At 41.3% G+C, this 24,662-nt stretch carries 20 protein-coding genes; 6 read left to right on the plus strand and 14 right to left on the minus strand.

The annotated features are described in order from the left end of the window. Positions 1–38: 38 nt before the first annotated feature. The 11 genes from ACM2FC_RS02555 to ACM2FC_RS02605 all read right to left on the minus strand — a co-directional run bounded on the left by ACM2FC_RS02555 (position 39) and on the right by ACM2FC_RS02605 (position 14,326). Entirely contained in the window at positions 39–1,397 is a 1,359-nt protein-coding gene (locus tag ACM2FC_RS02555; protein ID WP_498479258.1) for an O-antigen ligase family protein, read from the minus strand. A 9-nt stretch (positions 1,398–1,406) separates the two neighbouring features. Then, on the minus strand, positions 1,407–2,825 hold the full coding sequence (locus ACM2FC_RS02560) for a lipopolysaccharide biosynthesis protein (protein ID WP_498479259.1): 1,419 nt from the start codon (positions 2,823–2,825) through the stop codon (positions 1,407–1,409). A gap of 9 nt (positions 2,826–2,834) precedes the next feature. Beyond that, positions 2,835–4,028 carry a glycosyltransferase gene (locus tag ACM2FC_RS02565; RefSeq protein ID WP_498479260.1) on the minus strand — a complete coding sequence of 398 codons (1,194 nt, stop codon included), beginning with the start codon at positions 4,026–4,028 and terminating at the stop codon, positions 2,835–2,837. 2 nt (positions 4,029–4,030) lie between these two features. Beyond that, positions 4,031–5,233 (minus strand): glycosyltransferase, encoded by a 1,203-nt coding sequence (locus ACM2FC_RS02570; RefSeq protein WP_498479261.1) that lies wholly within the window; start codon positions 5,231–5,233, stop codon positions 4,031–4,033. A gap of 138 nt (positions 5,234–5,371) precedes the next feature. Continuing rightward, a complete protein-coding gene (locus ACM2FC_RS02575; protein WP_498479262.1) occupies positions 5,372–6,457 on the minus strand; it encodes a glycosyltransferase family 4 protein in 1,086 nt (361 codons plus the stop codon). Continuing rightward, positions 6,438–7,913, minus strand: a complete 1,476-nt coding sequence (locus ACM2FC_RS02580; protein WP_498479263.1) for a sigma-54-dependent transcriptional regulator — start codon at positions 7,911–7,913, stop codon at positions 6,438–6,440. Before ACM2FC_RS02580 ends, ACM2FC_RS02575 begins: the two co-directional genes overlap by 20 nt. A gap of 70 nt (positions 7,914–7,983) precedes the next feature. Then, a complete protein-coding gene (locus ACM2FC_RS02585) occupies positions 7,984–10,293 on the minus strand; it encodes an ATP-binding protein (protein ID WP_498479264.1) in 2,310 nt (769 codons plus the stop codon). Between the two features lie 64 nt (positions 10,294–10,357). Then, complete coding sequence (locus ACM2FC_RS02590) at positions 10,358–11,059, minus strand: P-loop NTPase family protein (RefSeq protein WP_498479507.1); 702 nt, start codon at positions 11,057–11,059, stop codon at positions 10,358–10,360. Further along, complete coding sequence (locus ACM2FC_RS02595; protein WP_498479265.1) at positions 11,059–13,152, minus strand: SLBB domain-containing protein; 2,094 nt, start codon at positions 13,150–13,152, stop codon at positions 11,059–11,061. The genes ACM2FC_RS02590 and ACM2FC_RS02595 overlap by 1 nt, the downstream gene beginning before the upstream one ends. Further along, positions 13,139–13,975 (minus strand): OmpA family protein, encoded by an 837-nt coding sequence (locus tag ACM2FC_RS02600; RefSeq protein WP_498479266.1) that lies wholly within the window; start codon positions 13,973–13,975, stop codon positions 13,139–13,141. The genes ACM2FC_RS02595 and ACM2FC_RS02600 overlap by 14 nt, the downstream gene beginning before the upstream one ends. Before the next feature lie 30 nt (positions 13,976–14,005). Beyond that, positions 14,006–14,326 (minus strand): STAS domain-containing protein, encoded by a 321-nt coding sequence (locus ACM2FC_RS02605; protein ID WP_498479267.1) that lies wholly within the window; start codon positions 14,324–14,326, stop codon positions 14,006–14,008. Positions 14,327–14,799: 473 nt separating this feature from the next. Between ACM2FC_RS02605 and ACM2FC_RS02610 the strand changes: the two genes are divergently transcribed. Next, the gene (locus ACM2FC_RS02610) at positions 14,800–15,618 is read left to right on the plus strand and encodes a substrate-binding periplasmic protein (RefSeq protein WP_498479268.1); all 819 of its coding nucleotides are present in this window, start codon (positions 14,800–14,802) and stop codon (positions 15,616–15,618) included. Between the two features lie 166 nt (positions 15,619–15,784). Here the strand turns inward: ACM2FC_RS02610 and ACM2FC_RS02615 are convergent, their stop codons facing one another. Both ACM2FC_RS02615 and ACM2FC_RS02620 read right to left on the minus strand, forming a co-directional pair. Continuing rightward, positions 15,785–16,288 (minus strand): hypothetical protein, encoded by a 504-nt coding sequence (locus ACM2FC_RS02615; protein WP_498479269.1) that lies wholly within the window; start codon positions 16,286–16,288, stop codon positions 15,785–15,787. 3 nt (positions 16,289–16,291) lie between these two features. After that, a complete protein-coding gene (locus ACM2FC_RS02620) occupies positions 16,292–18,415 on the minus strand; it encodes an LruC domain-containing protein (RefSeq protein WP_498479270.1) in 2,124 nt (707 codons plus the stop codon). Between the two features lie 314 nt (positions 18,416–18,729). Here ACM2FC_RS02620 and ACM2FC_RS02625 point away from each other — a divergent pair, with 314 nt between their 5' ends. The 5 genes from ACM2FC_RS02625 to ACM2FC_RS02645 all read left to right on the plus strand — a co-directional run bounded on the left by ACM2FC_RS02625 (position 18,730) and on the right by ACM2FC_RS02645 (position 24,146). Further along, positions 18,730–19,557, plus strand: coding sequence for a phosphate/phosphite/phosphonate ABC transporter substrate-binding protein (locus tag ACM2FC_RS02625; RefSeq protein WP_498479271.1), 828 nt, complete (start codon positions 18,730–18,732; stop codon positions 19,555–19,557). A gap of 2 nt (positions 19,558–19,559) precedes the next feature. Further along, positions 19,560–21,185, plus strand: a complete 1,626-nt coding sequence (locus ACM2FC_RS02630; RefSeq protein WP_498479272.1) for an ATP-binding protein — start codon at positions 19,560–19,562, stop codon at positions 21,183–21,185. A 65-nt stretch (positions 21,186–21,250) separates the two neighbouring features. Further along, positions 21,251–22,345, plus strand: a complete 1,095-nt coding sequence (locus ACM2FC_RS02635; protein WP_498479273.1) for a diguanylate cyclase domain-containing protein — start codon at positions 21,251–21,253, stop codon at positions 22,343–22,345. A 293-nt stretch (positions 22,346–22,638) separates the two neighbouring features. After that, positions 22,639–23,016, plus strand: coding sequence for a DUF3302 domain-containing protein (locus ACM2FC_RS02640; protein WP_498479274.1), 378 nt, complete (start codon positions 22,639–22,641; stop codon positions 23,014–23,016). Next, entirely contained in the window at positions 23,016–24,146 is a 1,131-nt protein-coding gene (locus ACM2FC_RS02645; RefSeq protein ID WP_498479275.1) for an HlyD family secretion protein, read from the plus strand. Before ACM2FC_RS02640 ends, ACM2FC_RS02645 begins: the two co-directional genes overlap by 1 nt. Positions 24,147–24,240: 94 nt before the next feature. On the opposite strand, the gene ACM2FC_RS02650 is transcribed toward ACM2FC_RS02645, so the two are convergent. After that, positions 24,241–24,654 (minus strand): type 2 periplasmic-binding domain-containing protein, encoded by a 414-nt coding sequence (locus ACM2FC_RS02650; protein ID WP_498479276.1) that lies wholly within the window; start codon positions 24,652–24,654, stop codon positions 24,241–24,243. Positions 24,655–24,662 lie beyond the last annotated feature (8 nt).

Genomic DNA, 24,662 nt, shown 5'->3' on the forward strand with positions numbered 1-24,662 from the left:
ATTTCAATTGTTTAGTGTGGTTTAGGGGGGTGGGTGTATTATTGATTCTCATTTTGACAATGAATTTGCTCAAGCTTCGCTACTGCGACAGTGAGGGCCGCAAGGATGTAAATTGGCCAATTAAACCCCTGAGTAAGAAAAGTCCCTGATACGATAATGCCCATTAGCCCTGCATACACTGAGTTTGCCGAAGCAATAAGGTAAGGAGAGTAGTTTTTGCTTGTGTCAGATAGCGCTCTCAATGTCGTTCTCGAAGTGCGAATCAGTGAGCCAATAAAGCTAACAAAAATAATCAGACCTAGAATGCCTGTCTCAGCCAGGACACCAAACCAGGTGCTATGCACGGCGTGATTGAGTCCATCCCAATGGGGACTGTAGAAATAATAATTCGCATAGAAGTTATTAAGTCCCACACCAGTGAATGGATTGTCGATAGCCATTCCTATGGCGGCTTCCCAGGCATAAAGTCGTCCCATGGCTGATGCATCGATACCTTCTTCCGCTGCGCCGCCAGAAGCCCTATCGGATATACCTGCTGCTGCAAACAAAATAGCTGCGGCAATGAGACCGATGCAAATTAAAAGTGTTTTAGAACGAATCATTTTGATAGCAAAAATGCCAAATACAGCGAGTGAACCCAAAAGGCCCCCTCGGCTTTGTGTCGCGATTACAGCGGCCATGAGTGTGAGTGAAACAATAAAACTCAGCCATCGAACGGGCTTTCGTATTCCTTTCGTCGACGCCAAGCCGATAGAAAACGCGAGAGGGAACATTAGTACTAGAGATAAGTCGTTGGGATCGCCTAACATAGAACCGAGATCGCGGCCTATGGTTACCCTTGTGCCTTCAACAAGCCCTATACCATTGACTGAATTAAATAGTGCGACACAAGCGATGAGAAGTCCGGATAAGACTATTAGTAGGGACATGTGGCCAAGCTTTTTGTCGGAGTCTACTAGCCATGTGATAGCTAAAGTCATCACAATGATTTTCCAGTAGATTTCCTTAAAGCTTTTTATTGCCATGCCTATATTGGAAGCAAAGATAATTCCCAGAATCACTAATACCCAAAACACAGCCAGCCAAGTTAAGGAATGATGCCAGTAGATAGTGAGTTTTCTGCTAATTACGCTATGCCAAAGCAACGCAGATAGTGCACCCATTGAGAGAAGCAAAGGAATTTTCAAAGAATAAAGAGCAGGTATGGCTTCGTGAATTCTAAAAAATGAAAACAGCACAAAAAGTGTTACCAACCAGAAGGTTTGGCTCAGCACAAACATCAACCCTAAAGGTAGGCAAGCTAGAACGACAACCACAGCGGGATGTGGTGCAAAGTACCAAACCGTACCAATTAGAAATAGGGCAATGAAAATAAATAAGTTCTGTGCTTTGGTCATAATCTATTCCTAGGTTAACCTTGGGCGGCGATTACCAAAAAACTGCTCCAATAATTCTCGATTGAAGCGCAAACCAATGATGGATAAACCAAACACTAAAGCTAAAACTAGCAGCACCAAGCTAGTTGTGGAGCTAAATAACAAGGTTGAAGTAAGTATTAAAGCGGTCAAGAAAAGGCATACTGCTATTCGAGTGTAGTGATATGGTAATGGGCAAATTTTTTGGCTCAAATAGGTAACCAATATCAAACGTATAGTTTGTGCAGATATTATTGAAGCTATCACTCCCCAGACGCCAACTTGGATTAGCAACCAACTAAGAGCTAAACCTATACCAGTGCTGGTGATATTGATTGCGAGTAACCAATGAGTCTTTTTTCTATATAGAAGGCCAATGTTGTTAAGATCGGATACTTCTTTCAACATACCCATTAAAATCGTACCAACCACAAGTGAACAAGCGCCGATATAGACTTCAGGAAGCGTGACTTGAATTACTATTTGGGCTCCGACGCCAACGAGTACTGCCAAACCACAAATAAACATAATGCCGAACTCGGTAATTGAAGCCGCTTTTCTCGTACCCTCTTGATCGATAGTTTCAAATCTTTTAGGCATCCACCACATGCCAAATGGTTGCACCAAAATACACATAGCGAGAGCAAACTTGGCGGCGATAGCATACAGGCCTAATGTTTCAAGGGAGCTGTTGTAAGCAATTAACCAACGCTCTGCACCATTGAGGCCAAACGCGACAACGGCCGAAAGCATTAAAGGTAGTGAATAAATAAAGTATTGTTTTAGTTCATCTATCCCAGGAAGGATAAACTGTAATCGATTAATAGCATGTAAAGCACAAAACTGAATAAAAGTGCTGAATACGCCAACAGCAAATACAAGCGTTACCTCTGGGCTATTTGTTAACACAGCAAGAATCAAAACAACTTGGAGAAGGGTGCAAAACAAGCTGACTTTAAAGAAGGTCATCGCTTTATCCTGCATTCTCAGCCATGCAGTACTGATGGCTAGGGCGCTCTCAAAAAGCAAAACAAGCACGACTAGTATCAGTTGATATTCCGTAAACATGTCTACTTGTTGCTTGAGCTTTTGAATGATCAATATCAGCGATAGACCGACAATGGCAGAGATAATTAGACATGAATAATATATCGTTGCGGTTTTTCTCAGTTTTTTTGTATTACTTTTTATCGAGCCGACAAATCGGTACAAACTTTCGTGCATGGAAAGACCGACAACCAAACACAAAAATGCTGTTGTTGTTGCAAGTAGTTCAAGTTCTCCTAATTGAGACGGCGACAAGTAATTCGCCATAACAGGAAGCATCAGCAGAGAAATTCCTTTCATAAGGAAGAGGCTGATTGCATAGATACTCATACTTTTCAATGGGGTAAGGTCCAGTTTACTCATGTCATCTCCTTATGAGCGCTCTGTGCTGATAGCACCAACCCCAGACATATGTAGCTTGTCCGCAGGAGTTTCGAGACACTGTGCTATAGGAAGATACACGTTTTCTGCTTTGTATTTTTGAGCAACTTTTGTTGCGTTTTGACTGAGGTTTTCCATTAAACGTCGGTCGTTCAAAAGAAGATAAATTGCTGCAGATAGAGAGACATTGTCACCAGTTTTGTATTTAACGCATTGCTCAAAATCTGTGAGATGACGTGACCAATATGAATTGTCGTCAGGAATGATGACACACATTCCCGCCGCTAGTGCCTCTAAAATAGACAACCCGAAAGGTTCGTTTTCACTGGTAGATACGAAAATGTTGCTTTTGCTTCTAATCTTATCTAGACAATCAGGGTCTTCAAACCATCTGAAATGACTGATATTTTGAGGGGCGTGAGACACTGGAAGAGAAATATCTTTTGGTCTAATAAAACATACGTTTGTTGTGATAGGGTGCGTCGAATGAATGAGCTTTGTTGCTTCAATCATGCTATCTAAACCTTTCCACTTGAGTAACGATGCACACCAAAATAGAGTCGGTAATACCATCTGACAGTGTGTTGGCCAGTTTTTCTCATGAATGCCGTTTACAAATTCGACAAAATTGCTGCTTGATGAGACCCAAGAGCTGAGGTTACTTACGTCGATGTTGCCGAGTTTTGACTTGTAGTAACTATCTAGAGCGGCGAGCATTGACGGTAGAGCTGACTGTAAATAGAAAACAGTATGTGCTTGGGTCAAGCAATATCCAATTGATCGAGAGTTTCCAACAGGTCCATGAATCAGCTGAACAATTTCTATCGACAGAAGTTTACCAAGTAAATAAATGGGCATATCGATGCCAGGACCTGAAGCTCCAATTAGCTTCTCGACTTTTTTTACTCTGCAGACAATCCATAGAAGTGTAATCAAATAAACAAGCTGGCTTAGCCAATATGCGCTTCCATGTTGAGCTTTCGACAATAGTTTGATGGTCGGGAGCTTTATGACGTTTATATTATGCACACTCGACTGGTGCCAAGATTGGGGATCTGCAGTCACTATCGTAAATTGAGTTTTTTGTGGTTGGCAGACTAACATCGCCTCTAAGGTCGCTATTTTTGACCCTCCTTTGAAGCAAATCGGGTCAAAAAGCAAGCTATGAACAGGGGTGCTTTTCATGTTTAACTCCCAGTCGCTAATCGATTTGCGAAGTAAGTTTTTATTGGACTTAGCCCTTTTAACCAAGATCTTTTGACAGGTGCAGGACTTGTCAGTAGTGAGGTATAGATTCTTTCAATCTTGCTGGTATTAATCGATATTTGATAATTATCGACAATATGTTGATGTGCATTTTGAGAAATCCTAGTCGCTAGGCTTTTATCTGAGATTACTTTGTCCATTGCAAGATAAATGGGGCGTACACCAGAATTTTTATACATAATGGCTGTTTCTTCGTGAGATAAAATTTCTGTAATTCCACCCTCTAAAGGAGCAACAATGGGTAATTTTGCTAATGCTGCTTCGATGAAAACTAAGCCGAATGCTTCGCGTCTTGCTCCACTAACATAAGCATCACACCCTTGTAGCCATGAGAACACGTTATCTTTTTCACCTACAAAGTGTACGTTACGGGAAATCTTTAAGTAGTCTGCCATCTGTTCAAGCTGATGCTTTAGTGCTCCATCCCCAATGACAACCAAGTGGGTGTTCGGTTTATCAGTGAGAACGTGTTTTAAAGCGGAAAACATTCTATCCAATCCTTTTCGATGGATGAGTGACCCGACAGTTGCAAATACGAATTGATCTTCGTCTAACCCCAACTGTTTTTTCACATCTAGAGGCTGCTGGCTTGACAGGCGGTTGGTGTTAATACCGTTATGTACGACAGACAAATTGTTATTGGGGTAACCATCTTGAAGCAGTTGCTGGCTGATAGCATGACTGACCGTGATGATATGCGGTGAATGATGTAAACCAAGAGTTAATCTATCACGAGCTGGATAATCTGAGTGAAGCTGGGTAACAAGGGGAACTCCTTCTTTCCTTGCTGCAGGAATCATCCATTGACAAGGAGCAGCGCTGTTGACGTGCACAAGGTCTATGTTGTGTTTATCGATAAATGTACGTGCTTGGCGAATTAACGCTCTCCAGCCAGAAACATTCCATCTTGGGGCTGTCCATCCTAATAAAACAGGAAAATCGCCCAGTTCACAGTGAAAACCCAATGTGCCCAGCTCAAAATGCAAGCTCTGATTATTGGTCCAAATCGTCGGATTAAACCTTGTTTTGTCTATGCTAGTAACTAAGTCTAAAAGGCATCGCTCACTGCCACGAATCCAATTTCCACCATAGTGAACTATGAGAACATTTTGGGCTTTTTTCATCTGCTCAATCTCCATTTGTGCGTGTACGAAACAGAGATTGCAATCTAGATGCCAATAACCATCTTGGTATAAATTATTGATATTTATTGTTTTGTTTTTCTTGGTGGGATTTTATAAGACTGATTCTCAAATTGAGAATCAGTTTTGAACATCAAATTTTGGCGCATTCTTACTTTGAGAATTTGTGCCATATAACTCAAGCAACTGTTGTATGGCAGTATGTCTAGAATAAGAGCGTTCGATGGTATTTAAAGCATTTTTTTTCAGCTCTGTTTTTTTGTCTATTGGAAGTTTTAAGCACTCCCACAACAACTTAATGAGCTGCTCATTGTTGTCGGCTAAAAATCCATTTAACCTATTTTTGATTAGTAAGTTCAAATCACCAACGTCTAGTGCGACCACTACAACTCCTCGAGCCATAGCTTCAAGAGCGGTCATGGGCAACCCTTCGAAACGTGAACAAATGATTAAAATGCCAATATCCCCCCAAACTTTATCCATGTCTTTTTGGTGTCCGTGAAAATATATATTGCTGGCGGAGTGCTCCATTAATTGCTTTAGTTGATTCTCCATTGGACCGGTGCCATAAATATGAAAATTCTCAATTGGAAAAGATCTCGCTAGTTCGATAAAGCGGTCAGGCGCTTTTTCCTCACTGAGCCTACCAACAAAGGCGATCTGCTTTCCAGAGCTTAAAGTGGTGTTGTCGAACGAAACAAAGTTTCTCATGTGAGTGGAATGAAAAGGCAATTTTTCTTGAATTTTGTGGCTCACAGCTAAGCTGACGTTAGACATAAACATCGTATACCGGTCAATAGCGTCGTAAAGTTTCACTTTGCCTCTTGGTGTTTCTCCGGCATGGTAAGTCGAAATTTGTCTGAGGGGTTGTAGACAAAGGCGCGACTTGGTTATCTTACAGATTATACTTGCTTTGTAGCCATGCGCGTGCAGGACTGCGGGTTTGTACTTTTTTGTCGCTTGTATCAATGCCGACAAGGTGTTTTTGCCTTTAAACATATCGGTGAGTATCGCAAATGGAATTTGCGCGTCCTCTAATTTCTCTAGTAAGAGCTGCTTTTCAGCATAACGCTTCAATAAAATTACTCTGACAGGTTTATTGTCGTAAATAAGCCCCTTAGCCAATTCCAATGTATGGGTTTCAATGCCACCGAACCTTAAACTATCGATGACGAGCCATATCTCGCTAGGCTGAATTTTTTTCATCTTCTGTTTCCCAAGCTTGTTTTTTGCGATATACCGTTGAGGGGCTCAACTCGAGTAATACCGCGGCATTGAGCACATTGCCATCGCAATGGTCGATGGCATTTTGTATGGTTTCTCTCTCGATTTGCCACATTGGTCGAATAGCGGTTGGAGCACCGTTGTTGGTACTGATTTGACTGGAAATTGCCTCTATAGGTAATTCAGGTTTTGATTCGACGATATCTTGTTGAGCTGCATATTGTTCAACTGTTTGCTGAGGTTGAGGCTTTGATGCGACGCTTTTCTTACCACTAGTGAGTTGAGCCGGAAGGTGCTCCATTGACATCTTTGTAGCATCGTTTAACACCACAATATTGCGGATTATGTTCTGCAATTGTCTAACGTTGCCTGGCCAGTGGTATTTTTTAAGTACGCTTTCAGCATCACGGCTAATTCCTGTAAACTTCTTGCGATCTTCTTTGGCGTATTGTTTTAGGAAATGCAGTGCGAGAGTCGCTATGTCATTTCCTCTTTCATGCAAGGGCGGCATATCAATGGGGATAACGTGTACTCGATAATAAAGGTCTTCTCTAAAGCGACCTTCTTCTACTTCAACTAAGGGATCTCGATTGGTTGCACAAATGATTCGGGCATCGACTTTAAGCTCTTTGCTGCCACCTAGAGGAGTAAAGGTTCCGGTCTGCAAGAAGCGTAACAGCTTTTTCTGCATTTCCAGTTCCATTTCACAAAGCTCGTCAAGGAAAAGCGTACCGCCATGCGCTAGAGATGCTGCACCTTTTCTATCGGTTGTTGCTCCGGTAAATGCTCCTTTAACATGACCAAATATTTCGCTTTCCATAAGGTCTTTTGGAATCGCGCCACAGTTGATGGCAATAAAAGGTTTGTCTTTGCGTTGGCTTTCTTTGTGAATCGCTTCAGCACAGACTTCTTTACCTGTACCACTTTCTCCAACAATAAATACGCTTGCATTGGTCGGAGCTACGGAGTCAATGATTTTGTAGACCGATTGCATTGGCAGGCTGGAACCAATGAAACCATGAAATCTTGGTCGATCCAACTTGCTTTCGATATCTTCTACGAGGCTTTCCAGTTTCGCTTGTTTTAGATGCAAAGCAATGGATGTTTTTAATCTATCTGCCTTAATTGGTTTCTCTAGAAAATCTTTTGCGCCTTTTTGAAGTAGGTTGACCGCGACGTCGACAGAACCGTGAGCAGTCGCGATAATGACAGACGTTGGAATGTCTTGCTCAGTAATCCAGTCGAGGATGTCCTCACCAGACATATCCGGCAGTTTGAGATCTAAAATAACCAGCTGGGGAACATTACGTTCAATGAAATTGATTGCTTCTTTGCCTGTTTCTACGTGAAACAGGTCATACGGCTCATCTTTTACGTACTGTTTATACAAGATAGATAGCGATGTTGAATCTTCAACAAGTAATACTTTTGCAGCCATAGAATAACATCCTTGTAATTGTCATAATTTTTTATGAGCCAATATACATATCAGCCGATAGTAAGTCAGATTACTCTGTAGATCGAGTATATGCGTCAAATCCTAGTGCTTTTCTTTCAAGTAAAGCTCGAATAGAGTTTTCTGCCAGCTCAATGAGATCCGGAACAAGTTCGAAAGCGTGTTGTTCTTTGTTTTCTAAACAATAAGTTTCTATTTTTCTTGCTAAATTGGACAGTTGTCGATTGCCAAGTGCTAACGCTGTACTGCCTAATGTGTGTGATTCAAACTCTAAAGTTTCGGCATCTTTTGACTCAGCTGCTTCACGCACTTTGATAAGTCTGCTTTTTGATTCTTTGACATACTGATCGATGAGTTCTGGCATGACTTCAACGCATGTGTCCTCAATTGTCTGTTTTAGTATCGTTTCATCGACTAGATCATTGCTGTAACTAACTTGATTCATATTTGAGCTCGCAGTGTTAGAAGTGGATCCTTGAATTTGTGCTTCTGTTTTTTGCGGGAAAGAGCCTCTAATTTCAGAATGGCTTTTACCAATGCAAAGACTAATTTTGCTGATTACATGATTGAGCCTAACTGGCTTAGGCAAGTAATCAGTCATTCCAGAAGCGAGAAATTTTTCCCTATCCCCAGTTAAAGCGTGAGCGGTCAGAGCAACAATAGGTATGTTGGTTTTATTTTTTTGATCTGAATTGCGAATCGCTTCACATGCCTGCATACCGTCCATCCCCGGCATAGATATATCCATAAATATCAAGTCGTAGTCTTTATCTAAAGCCTTCTGAACAGCTTGCGTGCCATTTTCTGCAATATCAATTTCAATGCCGATGTTCCGAAGCATATTCTGAATAACCAGTTGATTTGCTTTGTTATCTTCCGCCACTAGTATTTTAGATTGGCTCAAATCTTTTCCGATTGCCAAATGCTTATTTTCACTTGTGTGATCTGCGTTATCGGCTACTTCAAGATTGATGGTAAAGGTAAATGTGCTGCCGTTATCATTTTTGCTGACTAACTTGATATCGCCATCCATGAGTTCGCATAGGCGTTTGCAGATCGCCAGACCTAATCCAGAGCCTTCTTGAGTGCGAGAATAAGTTTGGTTGACCATCGTAAACTCATCGAAAATATAAGAAAGCTCGTCTTCTTTAATACCGATTCCAGTATCAATAACACTGCAAGTAATTTGAGTACGATGATTGTTGATGTTTTTACTGTCTACGACGACGGTAATGCTGCCTTGTTGAGTAAACTTGATGGAATTGCCGATTAAATTATGCAGTATTTGCTTCACTCGATTGATGTCGCCTTTCATAAGTGGCGGAACATCTTTTGAGATTTTGCAATGCAATACCAAATTCTTTTGTTTGGCTGCGGGTAAGAAGCTATCAACGACACTGTTAAAACACTTATGAATTTCAAAAGGCTGGTGTTCGAGCAACAAGGTATTGGACTCCATTCGGGTGAAATCTAAAATGTCATTGATGATGGATAGAAGAAAGTTTCCTGACTCTGTTGCGGTATCTATTAATTTGGTTTGTGCTTGGTTAAGCTTGGATTCTTTTAGCAATGATAAAATGCCCAATACCCCGTTCATTGGCGTGCGAATCTCATGTGACATAGAGGCTAAGAAGCGTCCTTTGGACTCACAGGCATCTTCTGCTTCAGACCTTGCGTTTTCCAACGCGTCATAACTTAGTTTCAATTTGCTCGACATTTCATTAAACGCAGTTGCTAAACTACCAAATTCATCATTTGATATTTTATGGATTTGATAACCAGGGCCTTGGTTGGTGAGTGTTTTGGTGGCTTTAGTCAGTCGAACTAAGTTTTTTGATAGATAAGTACCTAATATGAAAGAAAATATCGCCACAAGTAGAACTTCTACAGATGCAATCGCAATAATAAACGTCTTGGCATTGTCCAGCATCGTGGTAATCGCTGAGGTTTCGAACCCCATATCGATATAACCGTAGTTGCTACCACCGCTTTCTATTGAGATTCGAGTATCAAATACGTTGTCTGTTATTGAACTTAGGCTATTGTCTACTTTCATTGGTCTAGACAACAGCGCATTGTCACCACTTTGCGCAAGGACTTGACCATTCTCAACTACTTTTACGTATCTGACGCTTTCGATATTCATGAAGTCTTTAACGAGAGCATCAAGCGTCGCGATATCTTGTGAAAGAACGGCATTTTTTATCGCATGAGAAAACATAGTTGCTGTCGATGTAGCGTTTTGTATCAGTAGCTTTTCATTGGATTTAGAAAGAAAAGACATAGAACTAAATACAAGAAACATTAAAAGAGAGATCTCGATAACTGCGATACCCAATATTGTTTTGGTTCTGAACGTCATTACGTTTACCCTAACTATCGTTGTTAAAATCGCTCTCAACCTGATTTGAGGTTGAGCTGAATTATTACGCTGATTGCGATAGAAAACTGCTGGCTAAAATCTGTTGTTCGAGCTTTTTCTTGAAGCTTTTAGGGAGGAACGATATACGTTTCAGTTGTCGTATGAGCTCCTGACCAAGAGTGGGCTGATCTTGTAAATTGAGGATAGATCCAATCAATGAAACGCGACCAGATTGCAACAAAGTAAGCGCAGTTTGTAGCTGGTTATTTGTCGTTACCCCTCCCTTAACAACCAGCAAGGTTTTGTCGCATGAGCTGGCAACGGTTTGAGCAGGGATATTTCGGCTATTGATTTGCAGTAATGGAGAGGTGTCCACAATTACACGATCGTAGTCTTCATTCCACCGCTGAATGACTTTAGATAGATGATTGGGATCTCTATACGCTATGGTCTTTGATTGCGTTGTAGGGGCCGTAACGCCGGTAAACACTAAGCCAGTTGCAGTATGAGATACCCAGTTGCCTTCTATTTTTGCGTGGCTTTGGGGCTCATTCAACGGTAGTTCTTCTAAAGAAGGATTGTAGATATTTAAATCGACTAGCAAAGTTTTGTGCCCTGCGAGTAAGTACCTTTCAGTTAAAGCAGTCGCGATAGATGTCACCCCGTCGCCCGATTGACAAGACGTGATGCATAGGGAGCCGCAACCGGCTAGCTCAGCCGCTAAGTAAATTTGCTCAATTTCAGTATGGGTCGCTGGAATAGTCATCATAGTGCTCCTATTAAAACGATGGTCGTGGTTAATCGAAGTATGTCTTCTAAGCTATCTCGAGCTTTTTCGATAAAGCTATCTTGACGGTCCGGGATGAAGATCATGTCGCCAGCCCTCAGAACAGGCAGTAAGTGAATGTTGGCTGTTTTGCTAAACTTTATTAGGTCAAACGTTCTTGCCTGACCTTGGCAACAAGACATATTCACTACCGAAATTTTTTCTAAATAAGCGTTGTCATTAGGGCCGCCTGCTTGTGCAAGCAAATCTAGGATTGTCATATTGTCGTTGAACACATATCGGCCTGGTTTGTTGACAGCACCTAGAACACGTACTGTTGATTCTTTTGATCTATCCAGCCAGTTTTTCGACTTCTCTGGGATATAAATAGTGTCGCCAGTTTTAACCTTTGGCAGTAGACTTTCGTCACCTGTTTCAAAGTACAGCGACAGGTTCAGCTTCTGAATTTGCGCGTATGACTTGTCTCGATGTGTGATGCGGATATTGTGAATATCTGCATCTTTTGTTGGGCCATCGGCAGCAGCCAAAATATCTAGAAAGTGCATATTATTGTTAAATCGATATCTACCCGGCGCGTTTACCTGTCCAAACACGTAAATCGATGAATCTGAGCTTTGTCTTACCCACTGAGACTTGTTATCAGAAGGATCTTGCGGAAGGTCATGCAAACGGACGATAGTGCCAGCTTGAATTTGTGGCAATTTATCTGATGGAGCACCTTCACGAATAAATTCATCTAAGTTAAAGACGGTTGTCTTTCCTCTGCGATCGGCAATCTCTATTTTTGTTGTATCAGCACGTAGTGTTGGACCTCCTACATGAGACAGTAAATCCATAAAGTCCATCTCTTGAGACCATTCAATGCGTCCCGGTCTTACTACTTCTCCAATCACGTTAACGGCTCTGTCCGGTGAGATTTTTAGCCATGATTTCTCATTCATATCCGTTTTCTCTGGTACGAATATCGCGTCACCAGGTTGGATATTGGGTGGAGCGCTACCATCTAGACCTTCGGTGTATGCAGTTAAGTCAAACTTAACAACCCTACCATTGGCTTTAATGACACGTATTTGTCGAGATTCTGCAAAACGGGTTGGACCACCCGCATTGGCAAGGATATCCATAAACGTAGCACCTTGTTTGCCTTCGTAGGCTCCTGGGCTTGCTACTTCGCCCATGATGTAGACGGTATTGGCTCCAGATTTAATTTCTTCTTCTTGCTTAGGAACGAATATAGTTGTCCCCGGAGCAAGTTCAGGTAGTAGCTTTTCATCACCAGAATCTAGATATTTTTTCAGATTGAAAAGTGTAGGGACGTTGTTGCTGATGATTCTGATTTGTTCCACGCCAGCATATCGGGTCACGCCACCTGAGCGCATTAATATGTCTACTAAGTCAGTGTTCGACTTGAAGGAGAACGATCCGGGCGCATTGACCTCACCGAATACTTTAATCGCTTTACGGCTGTCACCACTGTCGCCAGCGTTTGCCATTTTAGCGGCGTCAAATTGTTGCTCTATATTGCTTACTAAAGGAGAAGCCGCGACGAAAATTGTATCGAGTGACTGGAGCTGAGGCAGTAGAGATTCATCACCAGTATCTAAAAATGCTTTGTAATTAAAGGTTTGTTTAGAACCCGCTCGTTTGAGCTGCATTTTGTCTAGTTGCGCCCCAGCTCTTAAACCGCCAGCGGCATGCAATACCATCTGAATACCGGCACTTTTGTTTAACGTGTATTCACCCGGTGAAACCACATAACCTTGAACAGAGACCAAAATTTGTTGCTGCGCAATCACGACGGTAAGGTTTGATAAATCGCGAAAAACTTTACTTAGAGCCGTAGACACTACGTTTTTGAGTTGCGATTCTTTGTACCCGGCGACATACACTTGTCCTACTTCAGGCAATTCGATTCGACCTCTTTTGTCAACTTGGAAGCCTCGGTTGAGCGTCTGTTCTCCGGGTAAGTTAACTTGGATTAAATCACCGACATTGACACGTTGTTCTTCAGCGCTACAAACATTAACAGTAAACACTAACAAGAATACTAAAAGACAATTAACGTAAGTCATAGAAGCCTCCAGAAGTATGTGGCTGTTGTTGTTTGACAGGCGAAATAATTTCGACACTGACTCGGCGGTTTGTCAGATAAGTGGCTGGTGTTTCACCTTCGAATAACGGTAGGCTTTCGCCCAATGAATGAGTTTCAATTCGGTTTGGCTCAAGACCAAAGATGATTAAGTAACGCTTAACTTGCTTTGCTCTCGCCATGGCGAGTTTTTGGTTTTGTTCTTCACTGCCATTTTTATCCGCATGACCTGTGACAGATAACTTCAATTTAGAGTGCTTTCTCAGTAAAGATGCGGATTTAGATAGATTCCCCATAAACTTCGGGTTTATCTCCGCAGAATTAACTGAAAATTGGTTATCGGTATTGAGTAAATTAAACAGAGTTTCAACTACAGCAATTTGCATTTCTGCTTCCATCTCATTTTGAGGGGGAACGCAACGTGTTTGACTGGTTACATAATCGAGTTGTAGTTCTAATTGGTTAAGACGTTTCCTTTGAATGATGAGATCATTTGCAGCATCTAGCAGTAAACCTCCATCCAATTCACGAGCTATTCGGTTTTGCTTTTCGAGCGCTTGAACAACCGCTGCTGGAAAACACCACTTTGCTCCCTCTCGAATTAAAACATCGAGGTGAAGTTTGGTGAGTTGCCAATCGAATCTAAGGCCATGTTCTGGTCCTAGTGGCTCGTCTGGCATCACTGGGCTAAAGCTTTCATTAGTGTACTGTTCAGCAAGGCCTCCGGTTCCTTCTGGTGGGTAGCTAGAGCATCCCACTAGAAAGGCCGAAGCAATGATTGTTGTGAATTGAAATAGTTTACGCATGCCAACGTCCCTTTAAAGTCAGTTTTTGTTTTATTGGGTGTGAGAATTAATCGGTATTGCTTGGCCAATTCGAAGCAAGTTAATGATTTCTAAAGGTTGGCCTTTCACATTTTCGATGCGCATGTTGCGCTTGCGTTCGATAAGGCGTTTGTAGAGGTAGACGACAGCGCCGACACCAGAAGAATCGAGAAACTTCACATTGCGAAAGTCCAGTTCGACGTCGGAAAATCTATCTAGAGAAATCACTTCATCAATATGTGGTTGCGCATGGCGGCAACCTTCAGCATCTAGGCTGCCATCGATAGTTAAAGTGAGAAGAGTATCGTTTACTTTGATTGTACGTAGTTCCATTTTGATATTTCCTTTTTGGCAAATGTGCAATGTTAAAACTGCTCTGAATAATCAAAAAAGAGCATGAAGTGTGCCAAAATTAAATATCATAATATTCAAAAGCTTAAGTTTATTTTGGGAATGATTGTCAATTTGAGAAAAGCTTTGTCTGTCATTTTGAAAATGAGTATTTCAATATGAGAATGTGGGTTAGAAGGCTGTTTTTAATCAGTATTTAGAGATTTGCTCTTGTTTCGTCTTGCATGATTAATATAGACAAGCGTTATCGTAATAAACACCCCACTTTTTGACATTGATTGCTCACGCTAATTAATTGATGGTCAAGAACGAGAAACTACCTATAGAAAAGAATTGAGTTGAGGGAAATTCAACAACTATACTTAATCTTCAATATGAGAATACGAGGTTGGGTCAGGAAATACTTTTGTATTCTAGAATGGCTTGACCGCCTTTCTATTGGGTTAATTGTGTTAATGAATGGAATCGGTATTAATGTGGCGTTTTGTATAAAAGTTATACCATTAATATTTCTCATTATTTATTCAAATGTTCTTTTTGCAGAAACTAGAATCGTTGAGATATATTCGGATGAGAGTTACCCTCCTTTTAGTTATACTGAGAATGGTAAGGCTGTGGGTATCTACCCGGATATTGTTAGAAGAGCAGGTGAGCTTATGCTTGACTACAATATCGTTATCTCTCCGGTCCCTTGGAAAAGAGGGTTGTCACTATTGGAGACTGGTAAGGGGTTTGCACTTCTTCCACCATACTACCTGCCTGAATTCAGGCCCTATATCTCTCCATATTCTGTCCCAATAATCGATGAAGATGTCATCATTTTTTGCAGGAAAGATGTGTTTGAAAAACTGCCCAAGAATTTGGTTTGGCCTGACAGTTTTTTTGGTTTATCTATTGGCATAAACTTAGGCTATCAAATGGGAGGAAAAAAGTTTTGGGATGCAAGAGATAAAGGAAAAATAATAATATCTGAAGCTAAAACCACTAAGGCAAACATTCTAAAGCTTTATAAAAAGAGAAATTCTTGCTATCTACATATAGAATTTTCTGTTAGGTGGGTTATGAAAAACTTATCCCATGTAGGAGATATTCAAAGCACTGACTGGCTGGTTCCTGTGATGTTTGTAAGCTCAGAGTCTACATACATTGGTTATACATCCAAATCCGATAAATTTCCTTTCAAGAGCGACTTTGTTGAAAAGCTAAATCAAAAGTTGTTGGAAATGAAAGATAACGGTGAGTTTGATGTCATAGTAGATAATTACTTGAACTAGGAACTATCACATTATTGACTAAATTGTACGAATTTAATTTGATGAAATAGCCAAATTTCCTTGGTATTACCTAGAGTAAGTTCTCCGCAATATTTTGGTTTAATAAAAGAAAACGTGGCCACACTAAAGGCGTTGTAACCACGTTGGGGGGAGTTTATGCAAGTTCCTACCAAACCCAAGAGTTTTCACTGCTTGATAGTTCGTTCTGCAATGGGTCGCTTCCGTCGTAAAACTGAACTTCTGCCAGCAATGTGCTAACACCACTGGAGACGGAAAACTCAAGTGTTGCTTGTCCATTGCTAAGCGATGAAGCTGCGACTCTACTATTGAATTGCGGGGTATAACTGCCATCAGACTCTTGTGTGTATTCACTGTATATCGAGATATACGCGCTGTTGGTCGAGTAGCCACTAATATCTACCACGTACGTTAAACTGGAATTTTGGTTGTAGGCAAAGTCATCTGGTACGGTTAGCTCTGACATTGTTCGGGTAGTTTCTTCAACAGGCGTTGCGGTGACTACTGTAGTTACTGTTGGATCTGGGCTTTCTGTCGATCCGGTTGTACTCGGTGTATTGGTATCGACATCACCTGTGTCACCTTCGCCTTCTCCACCGCCACATGCTGTGAGCTGCAGGGTAATGATAAGAATGAATAGTATCCTTTTCATGGTTTACTCCTCGGGTATAAATATATTTTTCGCGATAGCATTCTGCTCTAGGTACCAATCCTGTTTTGATTGGCCTCCAGACTCTGCGTAATCTGCAAAATATGGATAGGCTTGGACCAGATCGACACGCTCTAAAGGCCATTGCCATTCATGTGGAACAATCAGCGCCCATGGCAAATTTCCTGATGTTTTAAAGTACTTACGCTGAGTAGGATCACTAGCGTCAACGCCCAAACCATATAGGTTCTCATCATCAAACTTTTCAGTTGGTGCGTGGTCTGCTAAGTGAATTTCTAACGATCTTCCCGGATGCAGAGGAAGTCCATCTCCATGATATCTGCCGGGTGTAGCGAAGATAAACGGATCGTAAGGCATAGAAATTAGGTTTGATGTGTTGGCATCTTCTGTCGTTGCTATGTCTAGCTCAAACGAGAATTTAATCTCCTCCTGACACCATTGAACTGAGCGATAAAAGTTACATTGGTCCGTTTTATTGGTCGAGAGGTCTTCTGAAACAACAAATATGGCACTGGTAGAATCTTGCTCTAAGCCGTTGGATTCTAGCTTTTCACCGTTGTGATATTGATAGGTTAGCGCGGTATCAATATCTGATTGAGTTAGTCCTGATAATTGTATCGCGAAGCCACTTGGGTAACTTGCTCCATAGGCAGCTAAATAACCCTCAATCACCATTCGTGCAACTCGACCGTCTTTGACTGTCTCGGTCACGCGGTATCTGATTACCACATCATTCATGTCGTAATCAGCGGTGTAGGGCCAATTATCTTCGTAAGCGATGGTAGCGTAGCTCGATGAGCTAGGGTAGTAGCGAACAGCGGTCCCATCTTTGGTTATTAGTAGAGGGTGATCTTCTACCTCACCTGAGGTCGCGCCTCCATAATGTTTTAATCCACTTTGTTCACTAAATCTAAACCTACTCCAAGTTGATCCAGCAGTTGCATTTTGTGGCACTTCGATAAAGAGCGAGTTACGGCCCTCTGAGAGAGTGACATCGGTAAATACTTGTTCGCCTTCATCGGTGAAATCACCATCTTGGTTCCAGTCAATCCATGCAGATAAGTAGCCTTCTCTTGAAGCCGTGACTGATACAATGGCGTTTAAACCTGCTTCGACGGCAGTCACAAATCCAACCCCGTCTTCATCTTGCAGTCCTGCTTTATTGTCATCCAAAGGAGCAAGCAAACCGTCGCCTTCACCGTCCGGAGCGATAGAGCCTAGCCAGTAATCTGTACCGATTGTGTGTCTTGGCCCGTTGGAGTCCAAGGTTGTTTGATAAGAGTCGGGAGCGTCACCAAAATCAATCGTCGAGTCTTCATCTATGATTGGCGCATTGGCACAACGAGCGCCGTCGTTTTGGTTCGAATAAGGGCCATTGGCAAACAACTCCGCTGTGACCAAGCCATTTGATATGTTGTTTTCATCTGAGAGATCGATTCGGAAAACATGACCATCGGAGTTTCTAGATATGTAGTAGTAGCCATTTACATCAAAATAGCCTGCGCCAAAGGTGCCTGTTTCTCCTATATCGCCGATATAACTTTCTGAACCGGTATCAACGTCAAACTGGTACAAGTGTCCTGTTGAGTTATCAACGCCATAAAGCATCCCATCTTGGGGATGAAACGCGAAATCCGTAAGCCGAACAGAAGCGTTGTTCGATATTTTCTCTACTTCCAATATTGCATTTGGATCAGAATCTAATGGAGAAAGGTCGACCTTAAATAGACCTTTGCCTTGGCGATACAGGTAGTACGTATGGTTGTAGACGTCACCAACGAAGAATGTGTGATCGGTAGGCAGGCCGTTGGTGTTAAGAACCTGCGCTTTAAAATCTTGACCTAAGCGAACGAGTTGCTTGTTGGTTGTGTCATAGCCATAAATGTACCTATCCTCGAAGTCGAAACCGACACCGTTTATGTTGGCGGTAAGACCTGTATCAGACTGAATTAAAGAAGTGCCTCCAGTGACCAAGTTGACACCATAAACTTGCACAGGTGTGGCCTGAAACAAGTAGGCTTTACTTGGACAAGAATCAAACGGAGTAGACATCGCTTGTGTGCTAAATATAAGCGATGAAAACAGCGTTAAAATTGCTTTCCTTGTCATTTTAAGCTCCTGAAATGAAGTGTTAAAACCTATATAACAAGGAATGTGCCAGTTTTAACTTGTTGATATTTAATGATTTAATTTTTAGTCTTGAAAAGTTTTCATTGTGAGAATCAAATTTAAAATGGGTAGGTTGGGTAGGTTGGGTAGGTTGGGTAGGTTGGGTAGGTTGGGTAGGTTGATTTGTCATGGTGTCACTTATAATCGCGAAAAGGTTCAACGTCTTTGTAACTTCATATAATGCTTGGTGGAAAATAGAAAAATAACAGAACTTGTCTAAGCTTAATTTGGGCTAGGAAAACAAGGTGTTATTAATGAAAAGACTGATAATTATATGTGTAAGCTTGTTCATTTCAGTCTCCGCTTATTCTGAACAAATTACTTTTGGGATCGTCCCTCAACAGTCAGCGATTACGCTTGCCAATAACTGGGGGCCAATTCTTAAATATTTATCTGAGCAGACCGGACAGGAAGTCGTCTTTAGAACTGCCAAAAACATACCTGAATTTGAGCGAAGAGTGGCTGCAGGAGAGTACGACGTCGCTTACATGAACCCTTATCACTATACGGTTTTCCACCAAAAACCTGGATATAACGCGATAGCAAAACAAAAAGATAAGAAAATTCGTGGGATAATCGTGGTGCGCAAAGATTCAACGATTCAAGAATTGTCTGAGCTTTCTGGTGAGAAACTGGCTTTCCCTTCTCCAGCTGCTTTTGCTGCTAGTGTGATTCCAAGGGCGGTGCTCGAGCAAAAACGTGTTCCGTTTGATCCGAAATATGTTTCTTCTCATGACTCGGTGTATTTAAATGTCAGTAAGGGTTTCTTTAAGGCCGGAGGAGGCATTGAGCGCACCTTGAACAACACGCCTGAAGAGGTTCGAGAACAGCTGAAAGTGCTCTGGCGCACGCCAGCCTATACACCACATGCATTTGCCACTCACCCAAATATGCCACAAGAGCAACAAAAACGTATCGCAGAAGCGTTACTTTCGCTTAACAGCACTGAAGAGGGAAAAGCATTGCTCAAAAGGATTAACTTCAAAGGAATAGAAGCGGCGTCAAATAGTGAATGGGATGATGTTCGCTCTTTAGACATCAAACTACTTAACCATCTACTTGCTACCAATAGTGCGCAGTAGCGATGTCTTTAAGGCTTAAAACGATACTCGGTGTAGCACTAATTGAAGCGGTGCTACTGGCTATTTTGCTTTCTCTAACTTTGAATTATCTACAAACCACCAACTATGAGGGGATGGATCAACGCGCCACGTCAACCGCGCGATTGTTTTCGTCGACGGTTAAAAATGCCGTTCTTTCTTACGATCTTGCAACGGTTGAGTCGTTTACTCATGAATTATTGAAAAATAAAGATATTGTGTATGTGGCAGTATTTGGTGAAGGTGAACAGTTACTATCTTTTGCGGGAAAAGTACCTAAGGAGTATTCGCAAAACATATTAGAGTCCGGCTCAAAAGATGTGGCAGATAGTACGTTTGATGTGAGCTCGCCTATTGATGAATCAGGTCTAAATTATGGTTCTGTTTGGATTGGTTTTGATATGGAGAGGCTGAATCAACAGATTAACTCAGCTAAAAAATGGAGTATGTTGATAGTTTTGGGCGAGATGGTGTTGGTTGCGCTCTTCTCTTATGTACTAGGAGCATACTTAACACGAAGGCTTTCTGAGTTAAAGCGAGCGGCTAATACCATTGCTAGTGGTGATCGCGACATAAAGCTCAATGTAAAAGGCAGTGATGAGCTTGCTACAGTATCGGTGGCATTTAAAAACATGGTCGAGCAGTTACGCTATTCTGAATCTTTGGCAAAGGATTACCAAAAGCAATTAGAGGATGCGAATCAGTCGTTGGAAGCAAAGGTTGAACAACGTACAAAAGACTTGATTTTGTCCAATCAAAAACTCACCGCAACAAATCAAGAGTTAGAAGAGACGCAGGATAAGCTGATTGAATCGGAAAAAATGGCTTCTATCGGCACCATGGCTGCAGGTGTTGCTCATGAAATCAATAATCCTATGGGATCAGTGAGCAGTAACTTGCAGATGAGCCTGTCATACCTTTCTCAATATATTCAATGGAATGAAAAGGTAGTGCCGAAGTTAGCCAACTTGCCGGAAGAGGAAAAAAATGAGCTGCTTGCTTGGTATGAAAGTAACCATATCGAACACGTAGCAAGCGACTTCTTGGATAGCCTGCGTGATGCAAATAAAGGAGTAGAACGAGTAAAGAATATAGTGACGGCACTTCAGCAGTACTCAAGCCACAATTACCTAGAAAGCGATGATTTTAGCGATATTGATATTTATACCAGCCTTCAAACGGCATTAAGCCAATTTGATATACCTGAAAATATTAAGGTTGAAATTCATCCTAGCGTTGAAAACCTTAGTTATATCTCAGGGATAGCGAAAGAGATTGAGCGACTGTTTAATGAGCTGATAAAAAATGCGCTTCAGGCTTGCACCCTTAATACCAATGAAAGCGCTAAACAAATTTCTATCGTCGCGAAAGAGAAAGAGGGAAGACTAGCGATGCAACTTATTGATAATGGAGTAGGGATCGCCCCACAAATGATAAAACGTGTCTTCGATCCTTTTTACACCACATTACCTGTTGGAGATGGATTAGGAATGGGACTTACTTATTGTTACGACATAATGCAACATCACGGCGGTAGAATTACCGTTGCTAATCGTGAAGAGGGCGGTGTGGTGGTGTCATTGGTGTTTGAAAATACGACTGGAAGATAACCTAATATATTGAGTTTAATACCAACAGTTTGAACTAGGTACAGGATCGACTGAAGCGCAGCTATATGGAACATAAAGATAAAATCGAACATTATAAAACCCGCTCCCTAAAAAGTGTGTTCTACTGGTTACTCGCACTTATTATTTTGGTTGCACCAATCTCTTTGTCGAGATGGTTAGTGACCGGGTATTCGCCTATTTATATTGTGCATATATTGATAATTGTCATTGCGTGGGGTTTGTTTTTTTATCGACAATCTTGCCCCATCATCCTACTGGAAACCTTCCTAGTTAGTTGTTGTTTTATAGTAGGTATCAGCTCTACATTGACCTTTGGCTTATCTTATGGTGTTTCAGGGAATGCAGCGAGTATGTTCATGTTGCTGTTGTTAGTTCTTAGTATTAGCCGATCTAAGCAGTTGGTTTTGTTCGTGGGTGGGTTATATGTCCTTTTACTCGGCTTTATCGCGTATCTATTTTCCACCGCTCAAATAACACCACAAATTGATATTTCTAAATTGCCCAATAGCCCATTTACTTGGATTTCTAGTTTATTAATTATGTCGATGACCGGATATGGCGCAGTACGTGCGTTACAAAATGTCTATCTACTCAAAGCAAGTCTTTTGGAAGAGCTCGCTGAACAGAAACAAAAAATAGAGCAGCTGGCAAACTATGATGATTTGACTGGGTTAGCGACAAAGCGACTAGCAGAAGATAGGTTAGAAATGGCGATTAATTTAGCCAAACGCAATAAAACGCTTACTTATCTACTATTTTTAGATCTTGACGGGTTTAAAGCAGTAAACGACACGTATGGACACGATGCTGGAGATCTGGTTTTAAAGACTGTAGCAGAAAGAGTGAGCGGTATTATTCGAAGTACTGACAGTTGCTGTCGTATCGGTGGTGATGAGTTTATTGTCATTATTGGTGATGTGGCTTCGGTTGAGCCCGTGGAGAGAATATGTAAAGAGATAATAGCCAATGTTAGCCAGCCTATTTCAAATAATGCAGGCACATTCTCAGTCGGCGTTAGCATTGGCGGCGCAAGTTATCCGAATGACGCGATCGATTCCTCTTCACTACAAAAAAACGCTGATGAAGCCATGTATAAAGTTAAGAAATCAGGGAAGAATAACTATTTGATATTGTCTTAAGCATTAAAAGAGTCATCACTGAATTATAGGTATTCAGTTAGCCATTTAAACTTTCAACGAACGTGTAGTTTGTATTTACTTGGTTATTGCTCTTTCTTGAGTTACCTATGAAAAAATAAGGTAAGAGCCTGAAACTCAAACCAGTTATTTGAAGCAAAGCTAACTCCAGTCAAATTACTTAAGTCCAACTCACATCTATTACAAAAATTCGAGCATTTGATTGTAAATTCGTTAATTTAAAAGATATCGCTTTGTAGAATGGAATCGATAATTCTTTAGAACAAGGAATCGTTATGTTTTTGGATTACTTTGCACTTGTCTTACTTGTGTTTGTTGCTTTGGTTATTTTTTACGGAATTATTGTCATCCATGATATTCCTTATGAAATTGCTAAGGAGCGTAATCATCCTCATCAGGACGCTATCCATGTTTCTGGTTGGGTAAGTTTGTTCACGCTGCATACGATATGGCCATTTCTGTGGATTTGGGCAACCTTGTGGAGAAAAGACAGAGGATGGGGTTTTAGTAAGTTGGAGCAAGGTCAACAAGATATCCATCATCGAGTCGAACAACTTAGTGAGAATATAGAGCAGCTTCAACAGCAAGTAGCACGTTTAGAATCGGAAAATGCTCAACTGCAGCAGGTATCAAAAAATCAGGAGGAAGAATAATGGATTTACTTCTGATCTTAACTTATACCGCTTTGTGTATAGCGATTTTTAAAATATTTAAAATTCCACTAAACAAGTGGAGTGTTCCTACTGCTGTTCTTGGTGGTGTTGTTATTGTCGGTGCTTTGATATTGTTGATGAATTACAATCATCCATTCTCTTCGATTGGCAACCAAGTCTATACCACGACACCTATTGTATCCGGAGTAAAAGGCAAAGTAATCGATGTTCCGATACAGGCTAACCAGCCCTTATTGGAGGGCGATGTTTTGTTTCGAATCGATCCTATTCCTTATGAAGCAGAAGTCGCAAAGATTAAAGCAAAGGTGAAACAAGCGAATCAAAATGCGCTTGGTTTGGAATCTAGTGTCGCCGAGGCTGAGGCTCAAAAAATTAAGGCGCTCGCTGATAGAGATAAAGCAAAACGAGAATATGAGCGTTATCAACGTGGTTTTGATAAGGGAGCGTTCACCGAGCAGCAACTGGATACTCGACTACAAAACTATAAAGCGGCAGAAGCAGTATTTGCAGCCGCTCAGAAAAAGCAAGAACAAGCTCAAATAGCCTTAGATTCGGAAATAGGTGGCCAGAATACCGCTGTCGCGGAGCTCTTGGCAGAGCTGAGAAAAGCCGAATTTAATTTATCTCAAACGACGGTCAGAGCTCCCACAGATGGTTATGTGACTCAGCTTGCATTAAGGCCTGGAGTGATGGCGGTACCCTTACCATTGTCACCAGTCATGACCTTTGTTCATAGTGAGGATAGGGTGTATGCGGCGGCCTTTCGACAAAACTCATTGCTCCGTTTGCAACCTGGATTCAAAGCGGAGTTTATTTTTAGAGCGTTGCCCGGGCATGTATTCTCGGGAGAGGTGGTCGATGTGTTACCCGCAATTGGTGAAAGCCAAATACAAGCTGGCGGAGCTCTTTTAGGTACTGAAAGGTTGCGTACAAATGGAAGAGTGTTCGTAAAATTAAAAGTGAATGATGATCTTTCAAAATATAACTTGCCGCAAGGAACGGCCGTCGAAGTTGCCGTTTATTCGGACAGTTTTACGCACGTCGCGGTGATGAGAAAGGTACTGATTCGGATGAAGAGTTGGCAAAATTATTTATATTTAGATCATTAAAACATGCTCTAATATATTCACCTAGATATGGCAAAATAACTGGCTGTTCGAACCGCTGACTCGAACAGCCTGCTATCACTATAATTATGTTGGTTTATTGGAGTTTATATAGGATTTTTACCGATCCTGAAACGTCCTTTGCATTGACATAACCTATGGTGCTTGAGCTATTTTCAACGCTGGTTATCATTGCTGCACTGTTTGAAACACTTTCTGGCATTTTTGCCTCCCCAGTGAACATCATTTTGGTCCAGTATGATTTGAGTTGATTCTCTCGTTTCTTCAATACTTTTTTATTGAACTCTTCTCTAGTTGGATTGCTTTTTTCCAAATAAAGGACTTGGACATGATCTACACCTGATACCTTATTTAGCTTGCCCAAAAATAAGTTTTTCACCTGAGATTTAGAAAGTTCCGGCATATTGCTCGAACCAATAACGACGATCTCAGCATTAACGGTATTTGCGATACTCAACAAAAAAGCAAACCCTAAAAAATGCCATTTCATAATTTGCC

It is taken from the genome of Vibrio sp. A37 (assembly GCF_059777565.1).

Coding starts and splice junctions, on each gene's coding strand:
- ACM2FC_RS02555 (WP_498479258.1), bottom strand. CDS start 1,397: ATGACCAAAGCACAGAACTTATTTATTTTCATTGCCCTATTTCTAATT.
- ACM2FC_RS02560 (WP_498479259.1), bottom strand. CDS start 2,825: ATGAGTAAACTGGACCTTACCCCATTGAAAAGTATGAGTATCTATGCA.
- ACM2FC_RS02565 (WP_498479260.1), bottom strand. CDS start 4,028: ATGAAAAGCACCCCTGTTCATAGCTTGCTTTTTGACCCGATTTGCTTC.
- ACM2FC_RS02570 (WP_498479261.1), bottom strand. CDS start 5,233: ATGAAAAAAGCCCAAAATGTTCTCATAGTTCACTATGGTGGAAATTGG.
- ACM2FC_RS02575 (WP_498479262.1), bottom strand. CDS start 6,457: ATGAAAAAAATTCAGCCTAGCGAGATATGGCTCGTCATCGATAGTTTA.
- ACM2FC_RS02580 (WP_498479263.1), bottom strand. CDS start 7,913: ATGGCTGCAAAAGTATTACTTGTTGAAGATTCAACATCGCTATCTATC.
- ACM2FC_RS02585 (WP_498479264.1), bottom strand. CDS start 10,293: ATGACGTTCAGAACCAAAACAATATTGGGTATCGCAGTTATCGAGATC.
- ACM2FC_RS02590 (WP_498479507.1), bottom strand. CDS start 11,059: ATGACTATTCCAGCGACCCATACTGAAATTGAGCAAATTTACTTAGCG.
- ACM2FC_RS02595 (WP_498479265.1), bottom strand. CDS start 13,152: ATGACTTACGTTAATTGTCTTTTAGTATTCTTGTTAGTGTTTACTGTT.
- ACM2FC_RS02600 (WP_498479266.1), bottom strand. CDS start 13,975: ATGCGTAAACTATTTCAATTCACAACAATCATTGCTTCGGCCTTTCTA.
- ACM2FC_RS02605 (WP_498479267.1), bottom strand. CDS start 14,326: ATGGAACTACGTACAATCAAAGTAAACGATACTCTTCTCACTTTAACT.
- ACM2FC_RS02610 (WP_498479268.1), top strand. CDS start 14,800: ATGAATGGAATCGGTATTAATGTGGCGTTTTGTATAAAAGTTATACCA.
- ACM2FC_RS02615 (WP_498479269.1), bottom strand. CDS start 16,288: ATGAAAAGGATACTATTCATTCTTATCATTACCCTGCAGCTCACAGCA.
- ACM2FC_RS02620 (WP_498479270.1), bottom strand. CDS start 18,415: ATGACAAGGAAAGCAATTTTAACGCTGTTTTCATCGCTTATATTTAGC.
- ACM2FC_RS02625 (WP_498479271.1), top strand. CDS start 18,730: ATGAAAAGACTGATAATTATATGTGTAAGCTTGTTCATTTCAGTCTCC.
- ACM2FC_RS02630 (WP_498479272.1), top strand. CDS start 19,560: ATGTCTTTAAGGCTTAAAACGATACTCGGTGTAGCACTAATTGAAGCG.
- ACM2FC_RS02635 (WP_498479273.1), top strand. CDS start 21,251: ATGGAACATAAAGATAAAATCGAACATTATAAAACCCGCTCCCTAAAA.
- ACM2FC_RS02640 (WP_498479274.1), top strand. CDS start 22,639: ATGTTTTTGGATTACTTTGCACTTGTCTTACTTGTGTTTGTTGCTTTG.
- ACM2FC_RS02645 (WP_498479275.1), top strand. CDS start 23,016: ATGGATTTACTTCTGATCTTAACTTATACCGCTTTGTGTATAGCGATT.
- ACM2FC_RS02650 (WP_498479276.1), bottom strand. CDS start 24,654: ATGAAATGGCATTTTTTAGGGTTTGCTTTTTTGTTGAGTATCGCAAAT.